22 protein-coding genes are annotated in these 24,096 nt (G+C 69.5%); 4 read left to right on the forward strand and 18 right to left on the reverse strand.

Going from position 1 to position 24,096, the window contains the following annotated elements:
• Positions 1–10 precede the first annotated feature (10 nt).
• Positions 11–679: a response regulator gene (locus ACIBG8_RS38795; protein WP_397348194.1), complete on the reverse strand. Its 669-nt coding sequence runs from the start codon at positions 677–679 to the stop codon at positions 11–13.
• A complete protein-coding gene (locus ACIBG8_RS38800; protein ID WP_397348195.1) occupies positions 672–2,390 on the reverse strand; it encodes a sensor histidine kinase in 1,719 nt (572 codons plus the stop codon). The genes ACIBG8_RS38795 and ACIBG8_RS38800 overlap by 8 nt, the downstream gene beginning before the upstream one ends.
• A gap of 131 nt (positions 2,391–2,521) precedes the next feature.
• Between ACIBG8_RS38800 and ACIBG8_RS38805 the strand changes: the two genes are divergently transcribed.
• Positions 2,522–3,796, forward strand: a complete 1,275-nt coding sequence (locus tag ACIBG8_RS38805; RefSeq protein WP_397348196.1) for a serine hydrolase — start codon at positions 2,522–2,524, stop codon at positions 3,794–3,796.
• On the opposite strand, the gene ACIBG8_RS38810 is transcribed toward ACIBG8_RS38805, so the two are convergent.
• Genes ACIBG8_RS38810 through ACIBG8_RS38855 form a run of 10 tightly spaced genes read right to left on the reverse strand, consistent with a single transcriptional unit; the run spans position 3,779 to position 17,467 of the window.
• Positions 3,779–6,253, reverse strand: a complete 2,475-nt coding sequence (locus tag ACIBG8_RS38810) for a glycoside hydrolase family 5 protein (protein WP_397348197.1) — start codon at positions 6,251–6,253, stop codon at positions 3,779–3,781. The genes ACIBG8_RS38805 and ACIBG8_RS38810 overlap by 18 nt on opposite strands.
• A gap of 37 nt (positions 6,254–6,290) precedes the next feature.
• The gene (locus tag ACIBG8_RS38815; protein WP_397348198.1) at positions 6,291–7,799 is read right to left on the reverse strand and encodes an amylo-alpha-1,6-glucosidase; all 1,509 of its coding nucleotides are present in this window, start codon (positions 7,797–7,799) and stop codon (positions 6,291–6,293) included.
• A gap of 2 nt (positions 7,800–7,801) precedes the next feature.
• On the reverse strand, positions 7,802–8,623 hold the full coding sequence (locus tag ACIBG8_RS38820) for a carbohydrate ABC transporter permease (RefSeq protein WP_397348199.1): 822 nt from the start codon (positions 8,621–8,623) through the stop codon (positions 7,802–7,804).
• Positions 8,616–9,551 carry a carbohydrate ABC transporter permease gene (locus tag ACIBG8_RS38825; protein ID WP_397348200.1) on the reverse strand — a complete coding sequence of 312 codons (936 nt, stop codon included), beginning with the start codon at positions 9,549–9,551 and terminating at the stop codon, positions 8,616–8,618. Before ACIBG8_RS38825 ends, ACIBG8_RS38820 begins: the two co-directional genes overlap by 8 nt.
• A 2-nt stretch (positions 9,552–9,553) precedes the next feature.
• Positions 9,554–10,849 carry an ABC transporter substrate-binding protein gene (locus tag ACIBG8_RS38830; RefSeq protein ID WP_397348201.1) on the reverse strand — a complete coding sequence of 432 codons (1,296 nt, stop codon included), beginning with the start codon at positions 10,847–10,849 and terminating at the stop codon, positions 9,554–9,556.
• Positions 10,850–10,865: 16 nt separating this feature from the next.
• Positions 10,866–11,606: an SDR family NAD(P)-dependent oxidoreductase gene (locus ACIBG8_RS38835; RefSeq protein WP_397348202.1), complete on the reverse strand. Its 741-nt coding sequence runs from the start codon at positions 11,604–11,606 to the stop codon at positions 10,866–10,868.
• Positions 11,603–12,718, reverse strand: coding sequence for an ATP-NAD kinase family protein (locus ACIBG8_RS38840; RefSeq protein ID WP_397348203.1), 1,116 nt, complete (start codon positions 12,716–12,718; stop codon positions 11,603–11,605). Before ACIBG8_RS38840 ends, ACIBG8_RS38835 begins: the two co-directional genes overlap by 4 nt.
• Positions 12,715–14,259 (reverse strand): aminomethyl-transferring glycine dehydrogenase subunit GcvPB, encoded by a 1,545-nt coding sequence (gene gcvPB, locus ACIBG8_RS38845; protein ID WP_397348204.1) that lies wholly within the window; start codon positions 14,257–14,259, stop codon positions 12,715–12,717. The genes ACIBG8_RS38840 and gcvPB overlap by 4 nt, the downstream gene beginning before the upstream one ends.
• Positions 14,256–15,536, reverse strand: coding sequence for an aminomethyl-transferring glycine dehydrogenase subunit GcvPA (gene gcvPA / locus ACIBG8_RS38850; protein ID WP_397348205.1), 1,281 nt, complete (start codon positions 15,534–15,536; stop codon positions 14,256–14,258). Before gcvPA ends, gcvPB begins: the two co-directional genes overlap by 4 nt.
• A complete protein-coding gene (locus ACIBG8_RS38855) occupies positions 15,533–17,467 on the reverse strand; it encodes a beta-galactosidase (protein ID WP_397348206.1) in 1,935 nt (644 codons plus the stop codon). The genes gcvPA and ACIBG8_RS38855 overlap by 4 nt, the downstream gene beginning before the upstream one ends.
• A gap of 117 nt (positions 17,468–17,584) precedes the next feature.
• Between ACIBG8_RS38855 and ACIBG8_RS38860 the strand changes: the two genes are divergently transcribed.
• Both ACIBG8_RS38860 and ACIBG8_RS38865 read left to right on the forward strand, forming a co-directional pair.
• Complete coding sequence (locus ACIBG8_RS38860) at positions 17,585–18,226, forward strand: GntR family transcriptional regulator (protein WP_397348207.1); 642 nt, start codon at positions 17,585–17,587, stop codon at positions 18,224–18,226.
• A gap of 70 nt (positions 18,227–18,296) precedes the next feature.
• Positions 18,297–19,259, forward strand: a complete 963-nt coding sequence (locus ACIBG8_RS38865) for a pirin family protein (RefSeq protein ID WP_397348208.1) — start codon at positions 18,297–18,299, stop codon at positions 19,257–19,259.
• Positions 19,260–19,364: 105 nt separating this feature from the next.
• On the opposite strand, the gene ACIBG8_RS38870 is transcribed toward ACIBG8_RS38865, so the two are convergent.
• Positions 19,365–19,685, reverse strand: coding sequence for a nuclear transport factor 2 family protein (locus ACIBG8_RS38870; protein WP_397348209.1), 321 nt, complete (start codon positions 19,683–19,685; stop codon positions 19,365–19,367).
• Positions 19,682–20,644 (reverse strand): low temperature requirement protein A, encoded by a 963-nt coding sequence (locus ACIBG8_RS38875; RefSeq protein WP_397348210.1) that lies wholly within the window; start codon positions 20,642–20,644, stop codon positions 19,682–19,684. The genes ACIBG8_RS38870 and ACIBG8_RS38875 overlap by 4 nt, the downstream gene beginning before the upstream one ends.
• A 56-nt stretch (positions 20,645–20,700) precedes the next feature.
• Here ACIBG8_RS38875 and ACIBG8_RS38880 point away from each other — a divergent pair, with 56 nt between their 5' ends.
• Positions 20,701–21,516, forward strand: coding sequence for an SAM-dependent methyltransferase (locus ACIBG8_RS38880; protein WP_397348211.1), 816 nt, complete (start codon positions 20,701–20,703; stop codon positions 21,514–21,516).
• On the opposite strand, the gene ACIBG8_RS38885 is transcribed toward ACIBG8_RS38880, so the two are convergent.
• Genes ACIBG8_RS38885 through ACIBG8_RS38900 form a run of 4 tightly spaced genes read right to left on the reverse strand, consistent with a single transcriptional unit; the run spans position 21,500 to position 24,093 of the window.
• Entirely contained in the window at positions 21,500–22,021 is a 522-nt protein-coding gene (locus ACIBG8_RS38885; RefSeq protein ID WP_397348212.1) for a hypothetical protein, read from the reverse strand. The two genes, ACIBG8_RS38880 and ACIBG8_RS38885, sit on opposite strands and share 17 nt — an antisense overlap.
• A gap of 57 nt (positions 22,022–22,078) precedes the next feature.
• Entirely contained in the window at positions 22,079–22,321 is a 243-nt protein-coding gene (locus ACIBG8_RS38890) for a 4a-hydroxytetrahydrobiopterin dehydratase (protein WP_397348213.1), read from the reverse strand.
• Between the two features lie 4 nt (positions 22,322–22,325).
• A complete protein-coding gene (locus ACIBG8_RS38895; RefSeq protein ID WP_397348214.1) occupies positions 22,326–23,177 on the reverse strand; it encodes a carbohydrate ABC transporter permease in 852 nt (283 codons plus the stop codon).
• Between the two features lies 1 nt (position 23,178).
• A complete protein-coding gene (locus tag ACIBG8_RS38900) occupies positions 23,179–24,093 on the reverse strand; it encodes a carbohydrate ABC transporter permease (protein ID WP_397348215.1) in 915 nt (304 codons plus the stop codon).
• Positions 24,094–24,096: the final 3 nt, after the last annotated feature.

Below are 24,096 nucleotides of genomic sequence, written 5' to 3' on the forward strand. Positions count from 1 at the left end.
AGCAAGAGGGCTAGGGGCGCAGGTAGGCGAGGACGGCGGCGACGCGGCGGTGGAGGTCGGCGCTGGCTTCCAGGCCGAGCTTGGTGAAGATGCTGTTCACGTTCTTCTCCACCGACGAGACCGACAGGTGCAGCGCCCGCGCGATCCCGCTGTTGGAGCGCCCGGCCGCCATCTCACGCAACACGTCGCGCTCCCGCGGCGTCAGAGACTCCCGGTCGCCGCGCACGTCGCGCTTGGCCAGGAGGCCCTCGACGACCTTGGGATCGATCACCGACCCGCCGCACGACACCGCCCTGATGGCGCCGAGCAGCTCGTCCAGGTCGCCCACCCGGTCCTTGAGCAGGTACGCGTACCCCTCGGTGCCCTCCTTGAAGAGCTCCAGGGCGAACAGCGCGTCGGCGTACTGCGACAGCACCACCACCCCCACCGACGGATGGTCGGCGCGGATCCGGTGGGCCGCGTCGATGCCCTCGAAGCCGGGCCGCCACGCCCCTCCCGGCATCCTGATGTCGGTCACCACCACGTCTGGCCTGAGCCTGCGCACCGCGTCGAGCAGCTCGTCCGCGTCGCCGACCGCGCCGACCACGACGACCTCGCCCGAGGTCTCCAGGAGCTGCCGCGTGCCCTCGCGCACCAGGTAGTGGTCGTCGGCGACGACCGTGCGCAGCCGTTCAGCCATCGGCGGGCACCCAGGCCTCCACGAGCGTTCCCCCTCCACGCGAGATCTCCAGCCCGCCGCCGAGCGCGTCGAGCCGGTCGGCCATCGGCCGCATGGGCGTCTGCCCGTCGGCGAACCCGACCCCGTCGTCACGCACCGAGGCGCGCAGGCGTGCGCTCTCATGCGACAGCCGTACCTCGATCCTGGCAGCGCGGGCGTGCTTGAGCGCGTTGGCCACGGCCTCGCTGACCGCGAAGTACATGGCGCCCTCGACCTCGTCGGAGAACCGCCGCAGGCGCAGCCCGTCCGAGGCGACGACCTTGGTGGGGACGGGCAGGTCGGCGCAGCGCCCCTCGACGGCCTCGACGAGCCCGCCCTGGCTGAGCGCGGACGGGTGGATGCCCGCCGCCAGCTCGCGCAGGTCGGTGAGGGTCTGGCGGGCCTGGTCGCGGAGCCGTCCGAACAGCTCGGCGCCGCCGCCGGTGGCGCGGGCCAGCTCCAGCCCGGCGATCAGCGCGACGAGCTGCTGCTGGACGCCGTCGTGGAGGTTGCGCTCCAGCCGCCTGCGCTCCTTCTCCTGCGCGTTGACCAGGCGCGCGGCCAGCCCCGCGCTCTGGATGGCCAGCCCAGCCGGTACGGCGAGCGCCTCCAGCAGCCTGCCGTCCTCCTCGGTCAGCCTGCCGAGCCGCCTGGGACCGCTTTCGAGCTGCCCCAGCCCGCCGCGCACCGGCACGGTGAGCACGGCGGGCGTCGCCTCCTGTCCTGAGACGACGCGGGTGCCGTCGGCGAGGCGGACCGCCGCCCACCTGACGTCCAGCCCGGTCCGTACGGCGGCGGCCAGCCTGCCGAGCTGCTCGACGGGCTCAGGTGTGTCCTCCAGCGCCGTGCCGAGCCGGTGGAGCACCTCACCCACCGACGGCCTGACGTCGACCACCACGTGCAGCCTGGACCCGCGCACGCCGACCCTGATGTCGAAGAGCTGGTAGCGCACCAGCGTGACCCCGATCGCCGAAGGAACAGCGGCCAGTACGGCCAGCAGCCCGAACATCACCGCGACCGAGCCGACGCCGCCGAACGCGTAGCCGATCACCACCCCCCACCCGGCGAGGTTGATCAGCGTTCCCGCGACCATCCACGCGTACTGCCCCCGGTGGGCCGCGCGCCGCCAGCGCACGACCAGCCCGGCCGCGACCACCAGCCCCAGGACGAGCACGACCGCCTGGCCGCCCACCGACGCCCAGACGGCGATCCACACCTGTGGCAGGGCGAGCGGGTTCTGCCTGCCGTACAGGGTCATGGGCAGGAGCATGTTGCCGGCGAACTGCACGGCCAGCGCCACGCCGCCGAGCCACGCGACGGGCCGCCAGCGCCGCGAGGGGAGGTGTCCGTCGGGGAAGAGCAGCGGGATGTAGACCCACAGCAGCCCGTAGTAGAAGGTGAAGCAGGCCGACAGGATCGCGGCCAGGCCGGCCAGGTCGTCCGACCGCCTGCTCAGGCCCACGCCGAACGCGCCGAGACCCAGCGACAGGGCGGCGGCGAGCAGCAGCCAGCCGTACACGATCCCGGGCCGCCTGGAGGCCAGCAGCCAGCCGAGGGCGGCCAGCACGCAACCGAGCGCCGCGAAGACCCACTGCTGCGGAGGCGCTGGCAGGCCGGACTCCATCAGCGCCCCGGCCGTCGCGCCCGCTGCCGCGATCACCGCGGGCACGGCCGCCACCGTCTTCGCACCCATAGGTCCCCATCGTTGCCGCGACGGCTGGCGACGTCTATGAGGTTAACCGCACATCAGGTCTATGGCTGGCCTGGTAGGTCCGGCTGCGGCGCTTCTGTTGGCTGGAGGGGACCCCGAGAGAAGGAGTTCCCATGCGAGTCCTTGCCGCAGCACTGGCAGCAGCGACCGTCGCCGTCGCGGCGTGCGCAGGGGTGCAGACCCCCACCCCAGCCGCCGCCTCCGCCGTTCAGGAGTCGGCGGTGGAACGGCAGCTCACCTGGCTGATGGACGCCGTCGGCCGGGCGCCGCTGCCGGACAGCGAGCTGACCGCGCACTTCGCCGAGTCGTTCCTCAGGCAGGTCCCGCCCGCGCAGATCAACGAGGTGCTCAAGACCTGGAAGGACCTGCGCCTCGACAAGGTCCTCTTTGTCCGGGGCACCTCGCTCGTCGCCGAGATGACGCTGAACGGCAAGAAGCAGAACCTCGAACTGACCGTCGACGGCAGCGGGCTGATCAGCGGCGCACGGATGGACGACCCGCCGGTCGAGCGGACCCCGCCCACCAGCTGGAAGGAGCTCGACAAGCGCATGCGCGCGGTCGCTCCCCAGGTGGGCTTCCTGGCCGCCGAGATCACCAAGGGCGGCGCGTGCCGCCCGGTCCACGGGATCCAGCCGCGTACGCCGAGGGCGCTCGGCTCGATGTTCAAGCTCTACGTGCTCGGCGCGGCGGCCGAGCACATCAAGGACTGGAAGACCGAGCTCACGATCAGGCCGGAGCTCAAGAGCCTGCCGTCCGGCGAGCTGCAGAACCGGCCGGACAACAGCAAGGTGACCGTCGAGGAGGCGGCCAAGCTGATGATCTCCATCAGCGACAACACCGCCGCCGACCTGCTGCTGAACAAGGTGGGCAGGAAGGCGGTCGAGGCGAAGAACCGGCAGTGGTCGTCCACGCGCAACGAGCCCTTCCTGTCCACCAGGGACATGTTCGTGATCAAGGGGACCAAGCGGGTGGACGCCTACCTCAACGCTCCCGACCGGCGCGCGTTCCTGCGCGACGTGGTGGCCAAGGTGCCGCTGTCGGACATCACCACCTGGGAGAAGCCGACGGCCATCGACACCGTCGAGTGGTTCGGCTCGCCCAAGGACGTCTGCCGCGCCCACGCCTCGCTGCGCGGGCTGGCCGACGAGCGGGTGAACCAGGCGATGTCGACCAACACGCTGGCCGCGAAGGAGCTGACCGACGTCTGGTACAAGGGCGGCTCGGAGCCCGGGGTGCTCGCCTTGGGGTTCTCCGCGAAGTCGGGCGGGCGCACCTATTCCGTGACGCTGATGGCGAGCGACCCGGCGGCGCCGATCGACGAGAACCAGGCGGGGTCCGAGCTGATCGCCCTGGCTCAGGGGGCGTTCACGCTAGCCACGCGCCGCTAGCTCGTAGGCGCCCGCGGCGCAGCCGGTGACGCGCCAGCCGCCGGGCGACTGGCGGGCGGACAGGTTCTGGAGGCCGGTGCCCTGGGTGGCCGGCTTGGCCGTACCGGGGAACCAGACGTCCAGACCGCAGCCCTTGCCCTCGCCCCTGAGGGTGAGGGCTGCCTTGTCCGAGGTGAGCGCGGTCAGGCGGCCGGGGGCGGAGCGGGGGTAGGGGCGGGACAGGGCGGCGGTGTACTCCGGGGGCGAGGGCAGGTCCTTGCCGGTGGCGCAGTCCTCGATCATGAGGTTGCCGCCCGTCCTGTCCTCGGGGCCGGCGTGGGCGTCGCCGCAGGACTGCTTCCAGACCCAGAACGCGCCGCCGATGCGGTGGGCGTCCTCCTGCTTCGTGTAGCGGCCGATGGGGGCCTCGGCCGGGTCGCCGAACCAGCCCCACTCCCCCGACCACAACCCGGCGCCATACGCCTCTGCCGCCCTGCTCGCCAGGTCGAAGCCGCGCTCGATGCTGGTGATCGTGACGCCGGTGCCGCGGTCAATGGTGATCGACTCGTTGTAGAGGTGCGGGGCGAAGACGATCAGCCGGTCGTCGGTGAAGTCCCTGGGCACCGAGACCTCGAACCCGAGGCCCGACCAGAGCACGGAGGGCTCGAAGAAGACCAGGTGCGGGAAGCCGCCCCGCTCCGCCGCGCGGATCGCCTTGATCGTCCTGTCGTAGAAGCGGCCCAGGAGGACGCCGGAGGTGACCGGCGGGGCCTCGCCGAAGCCCGGCTCGTTGAGTAGGTCGTATCCGGCGACCATCGGGTCGGCGGCGAAGCGCCTGGCGAGCATGGCCCAGGTGTTCACCAGGTGGGTCTGGATGCCGTCGCGGTCCTGGTAGAGGTTGGTGAAGGCGCGGGAGACGGCCGGGGAGATGTCGCGGCCGGTGAACTCGCACCTGGGGGCGCCGTCGAAGCGGTCGGCCCAGGCGGGGGCGCCGTCCCAGCCGTGCATCGGGGAGCCGTTGCGGCAGGTGGCGCCCTGGTCGGCCTGGACGCCCTTGCCCCAGGCGTCCTGGTGCATGTCGAGGACGGTGCGGAGGCCGTGCTTGGCGGCGGTCGCGACGGCCCAGTCGATCCTGGAGAGATAGGTTTCGTCGTATTTCCCCGGGTTTGGCTCCAGTGCGGACCAGGACAGGGCGAGCCTGATGACGTTGAAGCCCATGCGCTCCATGCCCGCGAAGTCGTCCTCGGTGAGCGGGCGGGCCACCTGCTTGGCGGGGTCCTTCTGGTAGTAGTCCTCGAACTGGTTGACGTTGACGCCCCTCAGCAGCACCTCGTTGCCGTGGGCGTCGACGATCCTGCGGTCGGCGGACAGGGTGAGGCCCTGGGTCTTCTGCGGCTGCACCGCCGTCGTTTGCGGTCCCAGCAGTGGTACGGCCAGCGCTCCGGCCGCGACCACCGCGAGGGCGGCCTTCGGGATGCGCACGAGAGTGGCCAGGGCGACGAGTACGGCGAGCATCGCGCCGAACGACAGCGCGGAGGCCAGTCTCAGCATGATCGCCGGGGCCCAGAAGGAGTCGCCGCCCGCCATGTCGCCCGGAAGGCCGATCGCCACCTGCACGAGACCCAGGACCCCCGCCGCCGTGAGCGCCGACATGCCCGCGACAACCGCCCGCGCACCTCTGCCGGGAGCACCCGCAGCCACCCGGGCACCTCTGTCGCGGGCACCCACCACGGCCACCCGGGCGCCCGCCGTCCCCCAGGACGCCGGAGCGCCGAGCCAGCGGTCGACCGCCCAGGTGACCAGGCCGAGCAGGATGACCGCTGCCAGGCAGCCGAGCGGCCCCGCTTCCGGCGCGGGGGCCAGCGGGGAGTCACCGACCGCGTATCCGATCGGCGACCCACCCCACCACGACCCGCCCACCAGAGCCCCCAGCACGACCGCAGCCGCAGCCGCCACCAACCCCACCGACCGCGCAGAAAGGGGCTGGGCGACCGCAAAAGCGGGCGCGAGGGCGGGCGCGGACGGCGACCCGGCGAGCGCGGGTACGGGCTCGGGCTTGGGGAGCCTGCGGCGTACGGCTTGCGTGATCCAGGTCGCGACCAGCACCGGGAGGCCGAAGACCAGCGCCTTCACGCCTGTGAAGCCCGTCGACCACGCCAGATACGCCACGTCCCCCAAGGACATCACCATCGACATGGCGAACTTGGCGACCATCGCCGACACCACCACCGCGCCCCACGCCAGCAGCGCCGTACGGAAAGGAGGCAGGGAGACCGGCGTGAGCGCCCACACCCCGAGGAGCAGCAGCGGCACGTAGACCACCAGCGGCGCCACCTGCCACACCCCCGCGACCGGCAGCAGGTCGGCCCCCGTCCACGTGTACGGCGCGGCCAGCCCGGAAGGGTCGAACACCGCCCCCAGCACGATCACCAGCGCGAGCACGACGACGGCGATCAGCGCCACCCAGCGGTTCCTCATAGTGCCGCAGAACATACATGAGCAATGTTCACGTTGACTAGCGCACGGCGAGGTCCAGGAAGAGCGCCGAGGACCAGCCGAAGCCGGAGGTGGCCCGCTTGGCCTTGGCGCCGGTGAGCGGGTTCCAGTACTCGTACAGCCCGCCCCCGTCCCGCACCATCGCCAGCGTCCGGAGGGTCAGCTCGTCGGCCACCTCCGCGTACCCCGACCTGCGCAGCCCGTCGATGAGCAGGTAGTTGACGTTCAGCCAGACGGGACCGCGCCACATCGACTCCGCGTCGAAGTGCGGGTCGTCGAAGGCGACGGTCGGCACCGGCCGCTCCCCCCAGAAGGAGGGAGAACGGAGGTCGGCGACGAGCCGGTCGGCGATCTCGGCGGGCAGGCGCCCGGTGAACAGCGGCATGAGGTCGAGCGGCGTCCGCACGTCAGCCGTGGGCGTGACGAACCGGGTCCCGTTCCACCGCCTGGCCACCAGGAGGTCGACGAGCTCCTGAGCCTTCGCGCGCCAGGGCGCGTCGTCGTGTCCCAGCGCGGCCGCGATGTCGCCGAGGCGGTCGTACTGCAGGGCCAGGTAGGAGTTCAGGTCCGGCGGCTCGGCGCGCGGCCCGTGGTCCCAGATGGGGCTGTCGTCCAGCCCGGACGAGTACGGGTGCAGGTACTCGGCCAGCCCGTCCCCGTCCGGATCGGAATGCCGGAACCACCACTCCTGCGACTTCACCAGCTTGGGATAGACCTCCGCCAGGAACTCCAGCGAGGGGTCCGCCTCATGGATCTTCCACACCGCCCAGGCGGTGAGCGGCGGCTTGGTGACCGGCACCACCTCGCGCGGCGCTCCCCCGCCCACGTGCTGGTCCATGCGGGCGATGTCGGAGCGGGGCAGGTCGGTGGTCTCGGCCAGCACCCCCTCGTCGTGCACGACGTCGGGGATCAGCCCGCTGTCGAGCTGGTTGTCGAGCAGGATCCGGATCTGCTCGCGGGCCAGCGCGGGGTCGCCGTGCCTGAGCCCGATGGCGTGGAAGTAGGAGTCCCAGTTCCACAGCCCGACATATCCGTACTTGGAGGGGATCAGCGACTCCCGGCCCCGGATGCCGATCAGGTTGACCCCGAGGGTCCACCACGCCATCCGCGCCCGCTCCTCAAGATCCTCCCGTACGGCGGGCATCAGCCCGAGCCACCCGCGCCACCGCGCTGCGGCCCGTTCGAGCGCTCCTACTGGATCCCCTGAGCCGACGAGCGTGAGGCTGCCGTCGATGGCCGCCCCCCCGCCGTCCCAGACCGCCCGAGCCCCCGAACCGACCAGCACCAGGGTCTCGGCGTCCGCGAAGGCGAGCGAGACCCCACCATCGAACTCGATGCGGTCAGGCAGCGCCCGCCGTACGGACAGCTCGGTTGACCCGGCGAACACCCGCAGCCCCGTCAGGACGGTCGTTTCCGAGAGCCGGGTCTCGTAGAGCGCCCTGGCGATCCACAGCGAGCCGTCGTCGGCCGCCATCACCAGCAGCCGGGAGCCCCGTTCCGTGAAGGGGCGTTCGCGCAGGTCGAGCATGTCTATTTGCCTCCGAGGCCGGACGCGGCCATCGAGTTGATGATCTTCCGCTGACCGATCAGGAACGCGATCAACGTCGGCACCACCGCGACGGCGGCAGCCGCCAGGGTGAGCCCGTAGTCGATCGCGCCGTGCTGCCCCGAGAAGCGCTGGAGCAGCAGCGGCACGGTCGCCAGCTCGGTCGTGTTCAGGAAGATCAGCGGGAAGAAGAACGAGTTCCACGAAGCGAGGAACGTGATGATGCCCAGCGCGCCGAGACCGGGACGGATGTTCGGCAGCACGATGCTCCAGAAGATCCGCCAGCGCCCCGCGCCGTCCAGCCTGCCCGCCTCCTCCAGCTCGACCGGCACCGCCCTGATGAACTGGCGCAGCAGGAAGACCGCGAACGGGTTGGCGATGCTCGGCACGATCAGTGCCAGATGCGAGTCGATCCACCCGAGCTTGGCCAGCAGCAGGTAGAGCGGCACGATCGTGACCTGCGACGGCACCATCTGGGTGGCCAGGAACAGCACGAACAGCGCGTTGGAGCCCCTGAACCTGATCCTGGCGAAGGCGTAGGCGGCCATCGCCGAGGTCAGCAGCGTCAGGACCACGTTGAGCACGGCGATGTAGAAGCTGTTCCAGTAGGCCAGCCCGAACGGCATCTCGGACAGCGCGTCCGAGTAGTTGGCCGCCCGCCACGGGTTGGGCAGCCAGTCCGTCGGGTTGTTCAGCATCTGCGGGGTGCCCTTGAAGGACATCAGCACCATCCACACGAACGGGAACAGCATGAGCAGCCCGCCGATGGTGAGTGTGGCGTGCAGCGCCACCTGGCCCTTACGCATCGTAGTGAACCAACCGCTTCTGCAGGCCGAACTGGACGACGGTGACGATCAGCGTCAGGACCAGCAGGATCAGCGCGGCAGCGCTGCTCATGCCGAGCTTGAAGTCCTGGAAGCCGAGCTTGTAGACCTGGTAGACGATCGTCCTGGCGCCCTCGTTGTTCTTCGGGTTGACCAGCACGAAGATCTGGTCGAACGCCTGGAACGAGCTGATGACCGCCACGACCGTGGAGAAGAAGATGGTCGGCGACAGCATCGGCAGCGTGACCGAGCGGAAGGCCCGCCACGGCCCGGCGCCGTCGATCTTGGCGGCCTCCATCAGCTGCGGCGGGATCGTCTGCAGACCGGCCAGGAAGATCACCACGTTGAGCCCGAGCGACGACCAGATCGTCACGACGGCGATGGCGACGATCACCCAGTTGGTGTCGCCGAGCCAGTCAGGGCCGGTGATGCCGAACCACTTCTGGAGCGAGGTGTTGAGCACCCCGTTCTCGTCGTTGGCCAGGATGACCTGCCACATCAGCGCGGCCGCGACCGAGCTCGTGACGACGGGCAGGAAGTACAACACCCGGTAGACGTTGCCGCCCTTGATGTTGTTGAGCCCGACGGCGATCGCGATCGCCAGCGCCAGGCCGATGGGCACGGTGAGGACGGCGAGCTTGACGGTGTTCCAGATCGAGCGCAGGAAGTCGGGGTCGGTGAGCTGGGTGGCGAAGTTGTCGAAGCCCACCCACGTCGCCGGGTTCAGCCCGTCCCAGCTCATGAACGCCAGGACGACGGCGTAGCCGAGCGGGAAGACCAGGAACACCAGCAGCCCGATCACCTGCGGCGCCAGGAAGAATGTCGCCCACCAGCCGTCCCTGGTCCGCACGCGCCTGCTCTTGGCGTGCGCGGCGGACCTGGGGGGCCGGGTGTCGGTGAGGACGGACACCGTTAGCCCAACTTGCTCTCGACGAGCTTCTGCAGCTCGGTCATGCCCTGGTCGAAGGGCACCTTGCCCTGCCAGACCTTGATCAGGTGGTCGTTGATGCCGGCGGTCAGACCGGGGATCGCGACCTCCTCGGGGAAGTTGGCGAAGCCCTTGTCACGCACGTCGAGGAACGTCTGCGCGTGCGCGGGGTAGCCGTCGAGCACGAGCGCCTCTGCGCCCTTGATGGACGGTACGGCGCCGCCGCCCTTGAGCCTGAGCGCCTGGCCCTCCTTGCTGACGAACTCCGTCAGGAAGGTGAAGGCCTCCTTCGGGAGCTTCGTGTCCTTGTTCATCGCCAGGTAGGAGGCGGCGACCGCGCCGGACAGCGGCTGGCCGTCCTCGGACGGGAACGGGACGATGTCGTAGTTGGCCTGGTCGCCACCCTTCTTCAGGGAGTCGATCATCCAGCGGCCGCCCGCGTAGAAACCGGCCTTGTGCTTGAGGAAGGTGGTCTCCGCGCCCGCGCTGGCCGGAAGGAGGTCGGCGCTGAGGAAGGTCTTGTCCTGGTACCCCTTGGCCAGGGTGTCCAGGGCCTTGCGCGACTTCTCGTCGGTGGTGGCGACGAACTTGCCGCCGTCCCAGACCTTGCCGCCGAAGCCGGTGATGACGCTGTAGGTGGAGCCGTACCAGTTCCAGAAGATGGAACCGGCCTTGCCCGCCGCCTTCAGCTTGGCGTTCATCTCCATGTACTTGGCCATGGTCCAGGTGCCCGCCGCGTACAGGTCGGCCGGGTTCTCGGTGATCCCGGCGCTCGCGAGGGCCTTCTTGTCGAACCAGAGCACTTCGGGGTTGACGTCGTTGGGGACGCCGTAGATCTGGCCGTCCTTCTTGGCTCCGCCGTACACGCCCTCGAAGAAGTCCTCGGGCTTGCTCTTGGAGTCAGGTCCGCTCAGCTTGTCGTTGAGCGGGGTCAGGACGTTGGCCGAGACGAACTTGCCGACGTTGTCGTCGCCCACGAAGAACACGTCGGGCGCCGTCTTGGAGGTCAGCTGGGTGAGCAGCTTGGGGTGGTAGTCGGCGTACTTCGGCACCGACTCCAGCTTCAGCTTGATGTTGGGGTGGCGCTTCTCGAAGTCCTTCATGAACTCGTTGTAGAACTTCACGTCGTCGGCCGAGCCCCAGGTGGACCAGCGGACGGTGACCGGGCCGCCGTCCGAGGAGGAGCCTGCCTGCTTCACGCCGGGGCCGGTCGCGTTGCCCCCGCTGCAGGCGGTCGCGGCCAGGGCCAGTAGGGCGATCGTGGAGAGTGCACGTTTCATGGGGGGATTCCTCCTGTTATGCGAGGCCGCCGCCGTCAACGACGAGGGCGGATCCGGTGATGTAGCTGGCGGCGTCACTCGCCAGGAAGAGCACGGCCTGAGCGATCTCGTCAGGCGTGCCTGAGCGGCCCATCGGGCGATCGGCCGCGTCTGCCTCGAAGGCGGCCCAGTCCTCCTGGAGCTGGCGGGCCTCCTCGCGAAGCATGGGTGTGTCCGTGTCCCCCGGGTTCACGGAGTTCACCCTGATACCGGCCTTGGCGTGGTCGATGGCCAGCGCGCGGGTCATGTTGACCACGGCGGCCTTCGAGGCGCAGTAGGAGATGGCGTTGCCGCCGCCCTTGAGCCCCCAGCCGGAGCCGGTGTTGACGATCGCGCCGCCGTCCTTCATGGCGGGGATCGCGTACTTGCACATCAGGAAGACCGACCTGACGTTCACGGCCATCACCCGGTCCCACTCCTCGACCTCCAGGTCGAGCGCGGTGGTGCGGCGGATGATGCCGGCGTTGTTGAACAGCACGTGCAGGCCGCCGAAGGCGTCCACGGCGGTCTGGACGATCCTGGCGCAGTCCTCGGCCGAGGAGACGTCGGCCTGTACGGCGACGCCGCCGATCTCCTGCGCCAGCGCCGAAGCGCCGGCCGCGTCGATGTCGGCGACGACGACCTTCGCGCCCTCCTTGGCGAACAGCAGAGCGGTGGCCCTGCCGATGCCGGACGCGCCGCCGGTCACGATGGCGACCTTGCCCTCGAGAGCACTCATGCCTGAAACTCCTCACTTGCCGCTTGAATGCGGTAAATCGCGCTTTCGCGGTATCCGGTGATCACCCGGACGTGGCCGCTCAGCCTCTTGTCCGTCTCCTGGTCGCCGGTGTCGGCGAGCAGGGGCCGCCCGCCGAGCCCGGCGAGCTTCTGCTGGGTGGCCAGCACGGTCAGCTCCGCGTGGTCCAGCACCCGGGGCGAGACCTGCTGGTTGCCCCGCCCGAGTACGAACCCCTGACCGCCGATGACCGAGAGTACGACGACCGCCGCAGTGTCCTTGACCAGGTCGAACAGCTCGCTCTCCGAGACGTCCGCGGCCACCAGCTCGCCGTCCTCGACGACGTCGACGCCGAGCAGCGTGGTGGCCAGCCCCAGCTCCCTGCCGACGGCGGCCGTGGTGGCGCCGGGGCCGAGCACGTAGCGGACGCCCGGTCGCATCCGGGCGGCGACCTCCTGCGCGATGCCCTCGGCCGAGGCGGGGATCGCGCTGGAGGAGCCCGTCTTGCGCCCGGACAGCCTGACCCTGGCGGCCGGGACCTTGAGCGTGCCGTACAGCCTGGGACTGACCAGACCGTGCCGGTACCGCTCCTCGTCGAGATCGACGACCTCGGCTTCGACGACGCGCTCGGCCCCTTCCGCCGCCAGGAAGCCGGCGGCGGCCGGGCTCACGGCGAAGCAGCCGGAGTAGACCTTCACCCCGGCGGGGATGCCGAGCACGGGCGGGGCCTCGTCGCCGAGCTCCCTCACCGCGTCGAGCACGTCACGTGCGGTGCCGTCGCCGCCAGCGAAGAGCAGGAGGTCCACCCCTGCGAGGGCGAGCACCGCCGCCTTCGTGTCGGCCGCCGTGGTGTCCGATGCCCCCCGGCGTACCACTTCGGGGGTCGCGCCCGCCGCGAGGGCGCTGTCCTCGCCCATCGCCCCGCCGACCGTGACGATCTCGGTGTCCGGGCGGCGGGACAGCAGGGTTCGTACGGCCTGGGCTGCCCGATCCCCCGCACGCGGCACGGCGCCCCTGGCCAGCGCCTCGCGCTGGACCTCGACGCCGTCGCTGCCCTTGAGCCCGGCGGCGCCGCCGAGCCCGGCCACGGGGTTGACGACCAGCCCGATCCTCATGACAGGTGCTTACGCACGTAGGCCCGCCAGGTGGGCGCCCACTGCTTCGGGTCGTCCAGCGACGTCGTGTCGATCTTGTGGATCGTCTGGTTGTACGGCGCGCCCTTCACGAACTCGGGGTTGTCCCGAGCCTCCTGCGCCACGTGGGCCAGGATCGCCGCGTACTCGTCGAGGTCGGCGCGCGAGTAGGACTCGGTCGGCTCCAGCGTGAACGGCTCTGGCACGAGGTACGGGTGGTGCGAGGTCCAGTAGTGCACGCCGAAGTCAGCGGCGCGCACGCCGATCTCCTCCGAGTGCACGCCGGTCTCGGCCGACAGCGCCTCCCAGGAGTAGCGGGCCTGCTCGATCCTGCGCTTGTTCCACGGCGCCGAGGCGCCCGGGATCTGCAGGATCTTGTGCATCAGGTAGTTGTTGTTGAGCACGGCGGTCTCGGCGACCGTGCGCAGGCCCTCGGCGCCCAGCGACATGATCCACGCGTAGGCGCGGACGACGTTGGTGGTGACGCCGAGCCCCGGGCGGATCTTGCCGACCGACTTCTCCGGGGTCCGCAGGACGTACTTGCCTTCGACCTGGTCGACCACCGGGCCGGGCAGGAACGGCACCAGCTTCGCCGAGACGCCGGACGCGCCGGCCGCAGGGCCGCCGCAGGCGTGCGGGGTGGAGAAGGTCTTGTGCAGGTTGAAGTGGCCGAGGTCGAACCCGGCGTCAGCGGCCCTGGTGATGCCCAGGATGCCGTTGGCGTTGGCCTGGTCGTAGCAGGCCAGGCCGCCCACCTCGTGCACGAGGTCCACGAACTCCTGGATGCGCGGGTTGAAGATGCCCGTGTCCTCGGGGTTGGTGATCATCAGGGCAGCCGTGCGCGGGCCGACGGCCGCGCGCAGCGCCTCGATGTCGGGGTAGCCCTCGGCGTTGGGCATGAGGGTGATGACCTCGTACCCGGCGACCTTGGCGCAGGCCGCGTTCGACGGGTGGGAGAACATCGTGGTGATGACCTGGTCGCGGTGGCCCTCGCCGTTGGCCTCGTGGTAGGCGCGGATCATGGCGATGTTCGCGTAGATCGCGGCCGAGCCGGAGCCTGGCTGGAGCGAGACCCTGGCCATGCCGGAGATCTCGGCGAGCATCTTCTCGAGCTGCGCGTAGATCTCCAGCACACCCTGGACGGTGTCCTCGTGCTGGGCCGGGTGCAGGTCGGCGATGTCGTCCATGAAGGTGTCGTTGATCTTGGGGCTGTACTTCATCGTGCAGGTGCCCTGGCCGACGTCGATGTTGAAGTCGAAGCCGAGGTTCTCCTGCGACAGGCGCAGGTAGTGGCGCAGCACGTGGAGCTGGGCCATCTCGGGCAGCTTGGGCGGGGTGGCCCGCCGTACGCCCTCGGGCAGCTCCACCTTCGGCGCGCCAGGCTCGGGTACGGCGATGCCGCGCGCACCGGGCTCGGTCAACTCGAAGATGATCGGCTCGTCCCATCGCGCCTGGTGGAAGCGGCGGATCGGCGGCTTCGGCTTGACGGGCAGCTCGGCGAACGACTCTCCTGCGGAGCTCACAGCGCCTCCTTGACGGCTGCGGCGAGCCGGTCGATCTCAGCGATGGTGTGGCGCTCGGTCACGCAGACCAGCACCGTGCGGTCGTCCAGCGGGACGCCGCCGAAGATGCCCTGCTCACGCAACTTGGCCAGCAGGTCCTCAGAGGAGGGGACGGAGATGGCGAACTCGCGGAAGTGGATGGCGTCCTTGGCCTGCACCAGGTCGCCCAGGGCGTCCATGGCGTAGCGGGTGCGGGCCAGGATGGTCTCGCCGACCTCGCGCATGCCCTCGGGGCCCATCAGGGCCAGGTAGACGCCCGCGGTGATGCCCCACAGGGCGGCAGCCGTACCCACCCATTCCTTGCCCTCTTCGCGCTGGGCGAAGGAGGTGCGGTCGTAGAAGACGTCGCCGAAGCCGTACTCGCCCTCGACCGCGGTGGGCGCGATGCCGAACAGGCGGGAGGGGAACTCGGCGACCAGCGGCTCGTGGTCCTGGGTGGCGATGAAGCCGGCGTGGCCGCCGCCGTAGGACTGGTGCATGCCGAGCGACTGGATGTCGCCGCAGACGATGTCGGCGCCGTAGCAGACGGGCGGGGCCAGGACGCCGAGGGAGATCGGGTCGGTGGAGACGACGAGCAGCGCGCCGTGCGCGTGCGCGGCGTCGGCCAGCTCGCGGCCGTTGGTGGCGACGACCCCGTACACGTCGGGGGTCTCCAGGTAGATCGCGGCCGTCTCGGAGTCGACCTCGGTGCCGTGGACGATCTCCACGTCGGGGGTGAGGAAGTCGCGCAGCTTGCTCAGCTTGTCGGCGCTGATCGGGCTGGCGATGAGCACCTTGCCGCGCTTGGTGTAGCGCGCGGCCATGCGGATCGCGGTGCCGGACGCCTGGAAGCCGTCGTAGGTCGGGACGTTGACCACGTCCATCTCGAGCAGCTCGCCCATCATGCTGACGTACTCGAACAGCGCCTGGAACCTGCCGTGGTCCTCGTACGGCTCGCCCGCGTACGCGGTGAGGAACTCGGAGCGGGAGTTGACCTCGTCGCACACCGCGGGGACGTAGTGCGGGTAGGTGCCGTGCCCGAGGAAGCTCAGCCCCTCGACGTTGCGGCCGAACAGGCCCTTCATGTGCCGCTTGAGCTCGTACTCGGCCGCGAAGGGCGCGGGCAGGTCGAGCGGGCGGTCGAGGCGGAGGGCCGCCGGGATGTCGGCGTAGAACTCCTCGACGCTCGTGGCGCCGATGGCCTCTAGCATCTCGGCCCGGACGCGGGGTTCCGCGTTCGGGATATAGGGGTGTGTCACTGGTCTCCTTCGATGCGCAGCACGACGGCGTCGCGAGGGGCGAGCTCGATCTCGCCTTGCCTGTCGGTCTGGGTGAGCAGGTCGAACCCGGGCTCGCGCAGGGTGACGCGGGCGGGTTCTGCGGTGTGGTTCAGGAGGAACAGGTAGTTCTGGCGGCGCGTGGCCTCGACGCCTTCCGGCACGTCGGCGACCGGGGTGAGGCCGTCCAGGAAGGGGGTGAGGTCGTCGAGCAGGCAGCTCAGGTAGGTGACGTGGCCCCTGCGCGTGACGGCCGGGCGTCCGTCGAGGTCGCCGCCCTCGTAGCGGGCGAGCACCTCGGCGTCGGTCACCCGGATCCACTCGGCCCAGGTGCGTGCCGTACCCATGGAGGTGCGCTGCTCCGCGCCGTCGGGCAGCGGCCAGGGCTCGTCCACGGTGATGCCGAGGAGGTCGCGGAGGGGGCCGGGGGCGCCGCCGTCGTGCACCTGGTCGGCAGCGTCCACGACGCCCGAGAACGGGCCGACGACGAGCTTCTGGGCGGCTTCCAGGGACTTGACCTGCTCGGGCGTGCACATGTAGAGGTTCGGCGCGATCACCAGCTTGTAGCCGGACAGGTCGCGGCCCGGCGGCGTGAGGTCCACGGCGATGCCGCGCGCGTGCAGCGGCCGGTACCACGACAGCAGCAGTTCCTTGAGCTTGAGCCGCTGCGACGGCATCGACTCCGGGGCCTCCAGGCCCCACCAGCTGTCCCAGTCGAGGACCAGGGCCACCTCGGCCCGCGTGGTCGTCCCCGCGATCTCGGCCAGGTCCTTCAAAGAGGCGCCGAGCTGCAGGGTCTCCTGCCAGCCGCGGGTGGACACGCCGCCGTGCGGGAGCATCGCGGAGTGGAACTTCTCCGGGCCGTACTTCGCCTGGCGCCACTGGAAGAACATCACGCCGTCAGAGCCGTGGGCGAGCGCCTGGAGGCTGTGCAGGCGCATCATGCCGGGCGGCTTGGGCGCGTTGACGTCGCGCCACGACACCGCGGACGGCGCGGACTCCAGCAGCAGCCACGGGCGCTGCCTGAGCGAGCGCATGAGGTCGTAGCTGAGGGCGATCGCCACGTGGGAGGACGGGTCGGCCGGGTCGGGGTAGGCGTCGTCGCTGACGACGTCCTCCGCTTCGGCCCAGGCCCAGTAGTCGAGGCTGTGCAGGATGCTCATGAAGTTCGTGGTGACCGGGACGTCCGGGGTCACCTCGCGCAGGACCGCCTTCTCCGCGTTGAAGCAGGCCAGGAGCGCGTCGCTACAGAAGCGGCGCCAGTCGACGAGTTGGCTGGGGTTGACCGGGCCCGGCGCCTTGCGCGGCGGTTCGACCTGGTCGAAGGAGGTGTAGTGCTGGCCCCAGCAGGAGGTGCCCCAGGCCGCGTTGAGCCCGTCGATGCCGCCATACCGCTTTTCCAGAAATTTCCGGAAGTCGGCGGCTGACTCCTCGCAGAAGCACTCCACGGTGTGGTCGGCGTACTCGTTGCTGATGTGCCACATCGCGAGCGCCGGGTGGTCCTTGTAGCGCTCGGCCATCGCGCGGGCCAGCTGTACCGTGTGGGCGCGGAAGATCGGCGAGCTGGGACAGTACCCCTGGCGGGAGCCGAACTCCAGCCTGGTCCCGTTCGCGTCGACGGGCATCACCGAGGGGTGCTCACGCACCAGCCAGGGGGGTGGGGTCGCGGTCGCGGTGGCCAGGTCGACGGCGACCCCGTGCTCGTGGAGGAGGTCGATGACCCGGTCGAGCCAGGCGAAGTCGTACTCACCCTCGCGCGGCTCCAGGCGGGACCACGAGAAGACGGCGACGGTCGCCAGGTTCACCCCGGCCTCGGCCATCAAGCGCACGTCCTCGGCCCACACCTGCTCGGGCCACTGCTCGGGGTTGTAGTCACCGCCGAACAGCAGACCTGGCACGCGGGTCAGTCCCACTCTATCCTCCTAGATGTCTGTGACATGTACTATTTTGTACACAGAATTCATAGTGCAGTATTTTGCATCACGTCAAGCGCTAGGCTTGCACGGGGGCATACACAACCGGAGGACTGCATGCCGATCGAGCGGCGACCGCTACGGGAGCAGATCAGGGAAGAGCTGCTGCGCAGGCTCGATCGCGGCGACTTCTCAGCGGGCACCGACATCAACGAAGTGGCGCTCGCCGGCGAGCTGGGCGTCAGCCGTACCCCTCTCCGCGAAGCCCTCATCACCCTCGCGGGCGAGGGCGTGCTGGAGAGCAACCAGGGACGCGGGTTCAGGTTCGCGCCGGTCAGCCGCAAGGAGTTCCGCGAGCTGTGCGAGATCGTCGCGGCGCTCGAGGCGCTCGCGCTCGACACCTCCGACCCCGACCACCTGCGCAGGGTCGCCCCCGAGCTGCTGCGGCTGGCCAACGACTTCCCCGACCAGGTCGCCGAGCAGCAGGAGATAGAACGGCACGACGACGAGTGGCACGACCTGCTGCTCAGCGGCTGCCAGAACGAGCGGCTGCTCGACCTGATCACCAGCGTCAAGGCGGGCATGCGCCGCTACGCGCACCTCATGGTCGGCGACGACGCGCCGCTGGAGCGGGAGGCGGCGGAGCACTGCAAGATCGCGTTACTGCTGGACGAGGGCGATCTCCGTGGGGCCACAGAGGCGCTGCGCGACAACTGGGTCAACGGGATGGAACGCATGATGGCGCGGATCCCCGCCTAGCTGTTCAGCGCGGAATAGTTGAAATATAAACTTGGTTATGGGGTGCGTAGCTCGCTGGAAGGAGCCTGAGATGCCCGCCGTGACCGTAGAGAACCCGCTGACCCTCCCCCGCCTGCCAGAGGACCTGGGGATCCCGCGGAAGGTGCTCGCCGTGGAGACCGCGCCCAGCGGCTTCGAGGGCGAGGGCTTCCCGGTGCGCAAGGCGCTGGCCGCAATCAAGCCCACCTATCTCGACCCGTTCATCATGATGGACCAGATGGGCGAGGTGGACTACGCGCCGGGCGAGCCCAAGGGCACGCCCTGGCACCCGCACCGCGGCTTCGAGACCGTCACCTACCTGATCGACGGCACGTTCGTGCACCAGGACTCGCACGGTGGCGGCGGGGTCATCACCGACGGGGACACGCAGTGGATGACAGCCGGCTCCGGCCTGCTGCACATCGAGGCTCCGCCGGAGTGGCTCGTCCAGCAGGGCGGGCTGTTCCACGGCATCCAGCTCTGGGTGAACCTGCCCTCCAAGGACAAGATGCTCGCCCCGAAATATCAGGACATCGGGCGGTCCAACGTCGTCCTGCTGAGCAGCCACGACGGCGGCGCCCTGGTGCGGCTCATCGCGGGCGACGTGGCGGGGCACGCGGGGCCTGGCGCCACGCACACCCCGATCACGCTGCTGCACGCCAGCATCAGCCCCGGCGCGCAGCTGACCATGCCGTGGCGCAAGGACTTCAACGCGCTCGCCTACGCGCTGTCCGGCAAGGGCACCGTGGGCGCGGAGAAGCGACCGCTGGACAGCGGCCAGCTCGCCGTCTTCGAGGGCTTCGGCAACCGTCCCGGCCTCGCCACGGACGCCGAGACCATCACGATCACCGCATCGCCGAAGACCGGGCTGGAGGTCATCGTGCTCGGCGGCGAGCCCATCGGCGAGCCGGTCGCGCACTACGGCCCGTTCGTGATGAACACCCGCGCCGAACTCGTCCAGGCCTTCGAGGACTACCAGGCGGGTCGGCTCGGCACCATCCCCGCAGGTCACTGAGGGGGTACGGCGGAGCCGAGGGACGCCCGGCCACCGCACGTGGCCGGGCTCCCTCCAGGGGCACGGCCGACGAGCGTGAGAGCGGGCCGCCGTAACGGCCGCCCGTCAGGCCGGTAGGGCGATCGCCGTCTGGCGCCAGATCTTGCCGTCACGGACGACGAACGTGCCGAAGGTGTTGAAGTCGGCGCCGCCGATCGTCATCCCCGCGTTGTAGAGGACGACGTCACCCGCGTACTGGACGTTCTTGAGCTCGGCCAGCTTCGGCTCGCGGGTGAAATAGGCCGCCATCAGCTCCCTGATGGCGGCCTTTCCTTCGGCCACCACGTCCAGGCGGACCAGGGTCGCCTCGTCGTGGTACTGGGCCATCAGGGCGTCGAGGTCGCCCGCCGCGATGGCGGCGAGCTGGTTGTCGAACAGTTCCTTCATGACGGCTTCCTTGCGCTGATCCGTTGGGCGGCGAGCGAGAGCGCGACTCCGGCGACGGCGGCCGCGATGATCCACCAGGCGGTGGCGCCCGGGTGCACGATGAGCTGCTCCACGCCGACGCCGAAGGCCACGAGCGCCATCGCCAGCGGCAGGTGCGAGTAGGTCCACACCTGACCGGCCATCTGCGTGCGCAGCACGACGGTCTCGTCGATGTGGTCGAAGTAGGCCCACCAGGCCGCCACCGCGCCCACGATCCCGGCCAGGGCGATGAGCAGCGTGACCGGCGTGATCGGGTGGTCCTTGAGACCCATGATGATCGAGGCGACCACCTCGCCGAGCACGATGACGACCAGCAGGCCGAACCGCTCGGGCAGGTGCTCGCTCTGCGGCGGCAGCGCGTGCTGGAACCGCCTGCTGACGAACGGCGTGGCCAGGTCGATCACGATCGCGACGCCCCACAGGAGGTAGCGCTGCGGCAGCGGCAGGGCGAGCGAGCCGAGCCAGAAGACCACCGCGATCGAGAACCCGGTGGCGTAGCTGACCGCCAGCGCCCTGGCCTCGGGAATGCTCCTCGCGACCCGGATATAGGCGACGATGAGCAGCAGCCTGACCAGGGTGTACGCTACGGCGAACAGCGCCGAGCGGCCCTGGATGTCGCCGATGCTGGCGGCCATCAGGGAGACCGCGAGGATCTGGGCGGTGACGAGCAGCCGATGGCTGACGTCGTCGGTGTCGAAACGGTTGGCGTAGAAGACGTAACCACCCCACGCCCACCAGATCGGGATGAACAACCCGACGTAGCCGCCGACGTTGCCGTCGGCGAGGACCCCGGCGAGCTCTGCGACCGCTACGACGAAGACGAGGTCGTAGAACAGCTCAAGCCAGGTGGCCCGCCGCTGGCCGTCCTCGAACAGCCTTAAACGGGGCGGCTGCCAGGTACGACCCGGGTTGGTAATCATGTAATCATATTAGCGGAAGATCCATTTCTGTAGAGGCGTGAAGTATCGTCCCAGATGTGGACTTTGATTACCCTGCGCCTGAAGGTGTGGATATTTCCGTCCCGAACGCCGCCCGCATGTACGACTACGCGCTGGGCGGGCGGAACAACTACGCGGCCGACCGCGAGTTCGCCGACGTCTTCTTCGCCATGCAGCCCAACGCGCGGGACGAGGCAAGGCAGTCGCGGCAGTTCCTCATCCGCGCGGTCCACCACCTGGCGGCAGAGGCGAGCATCCGCCAGTTCGTCGACGTGGGCTCAGGGCTGCCGACCGAGCAGAACGTGCACGAGGTGGCGCACCAGGTCGACCCCAGCGCCCGGGTGGTCTACGTCGACTACGACCCCGTCGTCATCGCGCACGGCAACGCGCTCCTGGCCACCACCGAGCACGTCACGCTCGTCCAGGCGGACCTGCGCAAGCCAGCCGACATCCTGACGCAGCCCGGCCTGCTGGAGCGGGTCGACCTGTCCAGGCCGATGGCGCTGGTGCTGAACAACGTGCTGCACTTCGTCACCGAGGAGGACGACCCGTACGGGATCGTCGCCACGCTCACCGGCGCCATGTCGCCGGGCAGTTATCTCGTGCTCTCGCACGTCTCCTTCCCACCCGCCCTGCTCGAAGCGGTGATCGCCAAGGCGGGCGGGCGGCCTTCCGCGCCCTACGTGTCCAGGACGCCGGAGCAGATCATGCGCTTCTTCGACGGCTTCGAGCTGCTCGAACCCGGGCTGGTCACGCCGCTCGAATGGCGCCCGCCGATCGAGCGGCACGCCGTACAGGAGAAGCTGTTCGTCCAGGTGGCCGTCGGGCGCAAGGTGCTCAGCGCGACAGGGTGACGCAGGCCACGCGCGGGCCCGCTGTGCCGTCTGCCTTGGTGGGCTGGGCGTGGATGACGATCGAGCCGGGCACCGTGCCCACGGGGAAGCCCCACGCCTGGGTGGCCGTGGCGCGGCCCATGCCCGCCTCGTCGGTCTTGACGTCGAGCCACACCTCGTTGGCCGCGTCGGCGTGGCCCGCCTGGTGCTGGAAGTGGGCTCCCGCGTCGTCGGGCTTGGCGCCGCACGGGTTGACGTGCAGGTGCGCGCCGTACGCGCGCTTGGCCAGCAGGCCCTCGACGACCAGGGACGACACGGTCCTGCCCGGCGAGGACTCGACGGTCGCGCTGGCCTGCGCGCCCTCGGGCGCGAGCTTGCTGTCGTAGACGACGGCCGCCGTGCCCTTGGTGGCGAACTGGCCACCCCCGGACAGCCGTACGGCTCCCTCGGGGGAGGGCGACGGGGCCGCGGTCGACTGGCTGCAACCGGCTACGAGCAGGACGGCTAGGAGCGCGGGAATGCGCATGACTACTCCCCAGAGTGGCCCGGATCAGAGGAGCCACTCTAGTGAGTAGTCATGTGCTCACGCGCCGTGTTTGGCGGCTATCTCGTCGATGATGGCGGCGAGCTTGTGGTCGAGGTCGGTGAGCCCGCCCGCGTCGTGGGTCGTCAGCGTCAGGTGGAGCTTGCGCCACCTGATGTCGATGTCCGGGTGGTGGTTGAGCTCTTCTGCCTTGACGGCTATCTCGTCGACGATGCGGATGGCCGTCGGGAAGTCCGGGGCCTCGATCGTGCGCTTGATCTCGTTGTCGTGTTCGGTCCACATAGGACTATTTCAGCGCACCCGCGCCCAGACCTGACTGGATCTGGCGCTGGAAGATGATGTAGATGATCAGTACAGGGATGATCGCGAGGTTGAGCGCGGCGAAAAGCGCGGGCCAGTCGGCCTCGTAGCCCGCGATGGTGGAGATGTCGGCGATGCCCTGGGTGATGACCCACTTGTCCTTGTCGCCTGGAACGAGCGCCAGCGGCAGCAGGTACTGGTTCCACTGGCCGAGCACGTTGAAGATGGTGATGCTGATCAGGCCCGGCTTGGCCATGGGCATCATGACCTGGAAGAACGTACGGGTGTGCGAGGCCCCGTCGATCTTCGCCGCCTCGGCGACCGCCTCGGGCAGCGTGCGGAAGAAGGCGGCAAGGAAGAACACCGTGAACGGCAGTGAGTACGCGATGTAGACGATGATCAGGCCGATGTGCGAGTTGAGCAGGCCGAACTGCTTGACGATGAAGAACAGCGGCCCGACCGCCAGGAACACCGGGAAGGCCATCCCGGCCACGAAGAGCAGGTAGATCAGCCGTTGTCCGACGAACTTGTAGCGGGCGAGCACGTACGCCGCCATCGAGCCGAACAACATCGTGCCCGCCGTACTGAAGAACACCACGATGACGGTGTTGATCATGTACGTGCCGACGTGCGCCTTGCTCCACGCCCGCGCCCAGTTGTCCCAGCGGATCGCGCCGGGCAACTGCAGGGCGTCGCCGAAGATCTCGGTGTTGTTCTTGAACGCCGCCAGGAACGTCCACAGCAGCGGCAGGATGATCAGCAGCGCCCAGATCGCCAGCGCCAGATGCGACAGGGCGCCGAAGAAGCTGCGCTTGGGCTTGGGGGTCGTCCTGGCCATCTCAGAGCTCAATCTTCTCGCGCCTGGAAACCCGCAGGGTCAGGACGGCAAACGTAATGGTCAGGAAGAACAGCGCGACGCCCATCGCGGAGGCGTACCCGACCTTGTTGAACGAGAAGGCCGTCTTGTAGATCTCCACGGGCAGCACCGTGGTCGCGCCGTCCGGGCCACCGGCGTCGATGGACAGCACCTGGACCAGCGCGAAGCAGTCGAACGCGGCGATGCCCAGGTAGACCCAGCCCACCTGGACGGTGTCGCGCAGCAGCGGCAGCGTGATGGAGAAGAACAGGCGGAACCGGCCCGCCCCGTCGAGCGCCGCGGCCTCGAAGTAGTCCTTCGGGATGGCGGCCATCCCGGCCGCGAACAGCACGACGTAGAACCCGACCGCCTGCCACACCATGACGGCGATCAGCGACCACAGGGCCAGCTTGGGCTCGGTGAGCCAGCCGACCGGCTCCGCGCCGAACCTGGCGAGGATGCTGCTGATCACGCCGTTCTCGTCGGGCCGGTAGATCGCCTTCCACAGCACGCCGACCACGGCCACGGCCAGGACCTGCGGGGCGAAGAAGACGACCTTGTAGAAGGTCGACCCCCACACGCCCCGCATCCCGGACCCCCGCGAGCCGCCGCCCAGGTTGAGGAGGAAGGAGAAGAACAGTGCCAGCGCGATCGTCAGGAGCGGCAGCACGAGCAGGATGATCCCGTGGTTGCGCAGCGACTGCCAGAAGATCTCGTCCTTGAACAGCCGGACGAAGTTCTCCAGCCCCACGTAGGCGGGATTGGCCTGGTAGCCGTTCCAGCTCGTGAACGAGAGCTGGAACGCCTGCACGTAAGGACTGAGGACGAAGACCACGTAGAGCGTCACCGGGACGATGAGGAACCCGGTGACGAACCCGTACTTGCGCAACCGCTCCATCAA

Source organism: Nonomuraea sp. NPDC050556 (genome assembly GCF_044457355.1).
Taxonomy (GTDB): Bacteria; Actinomycetota; Actinomycetes; order Streptosporangiales; family Streptosporangiaceae; genus Nonomuraea.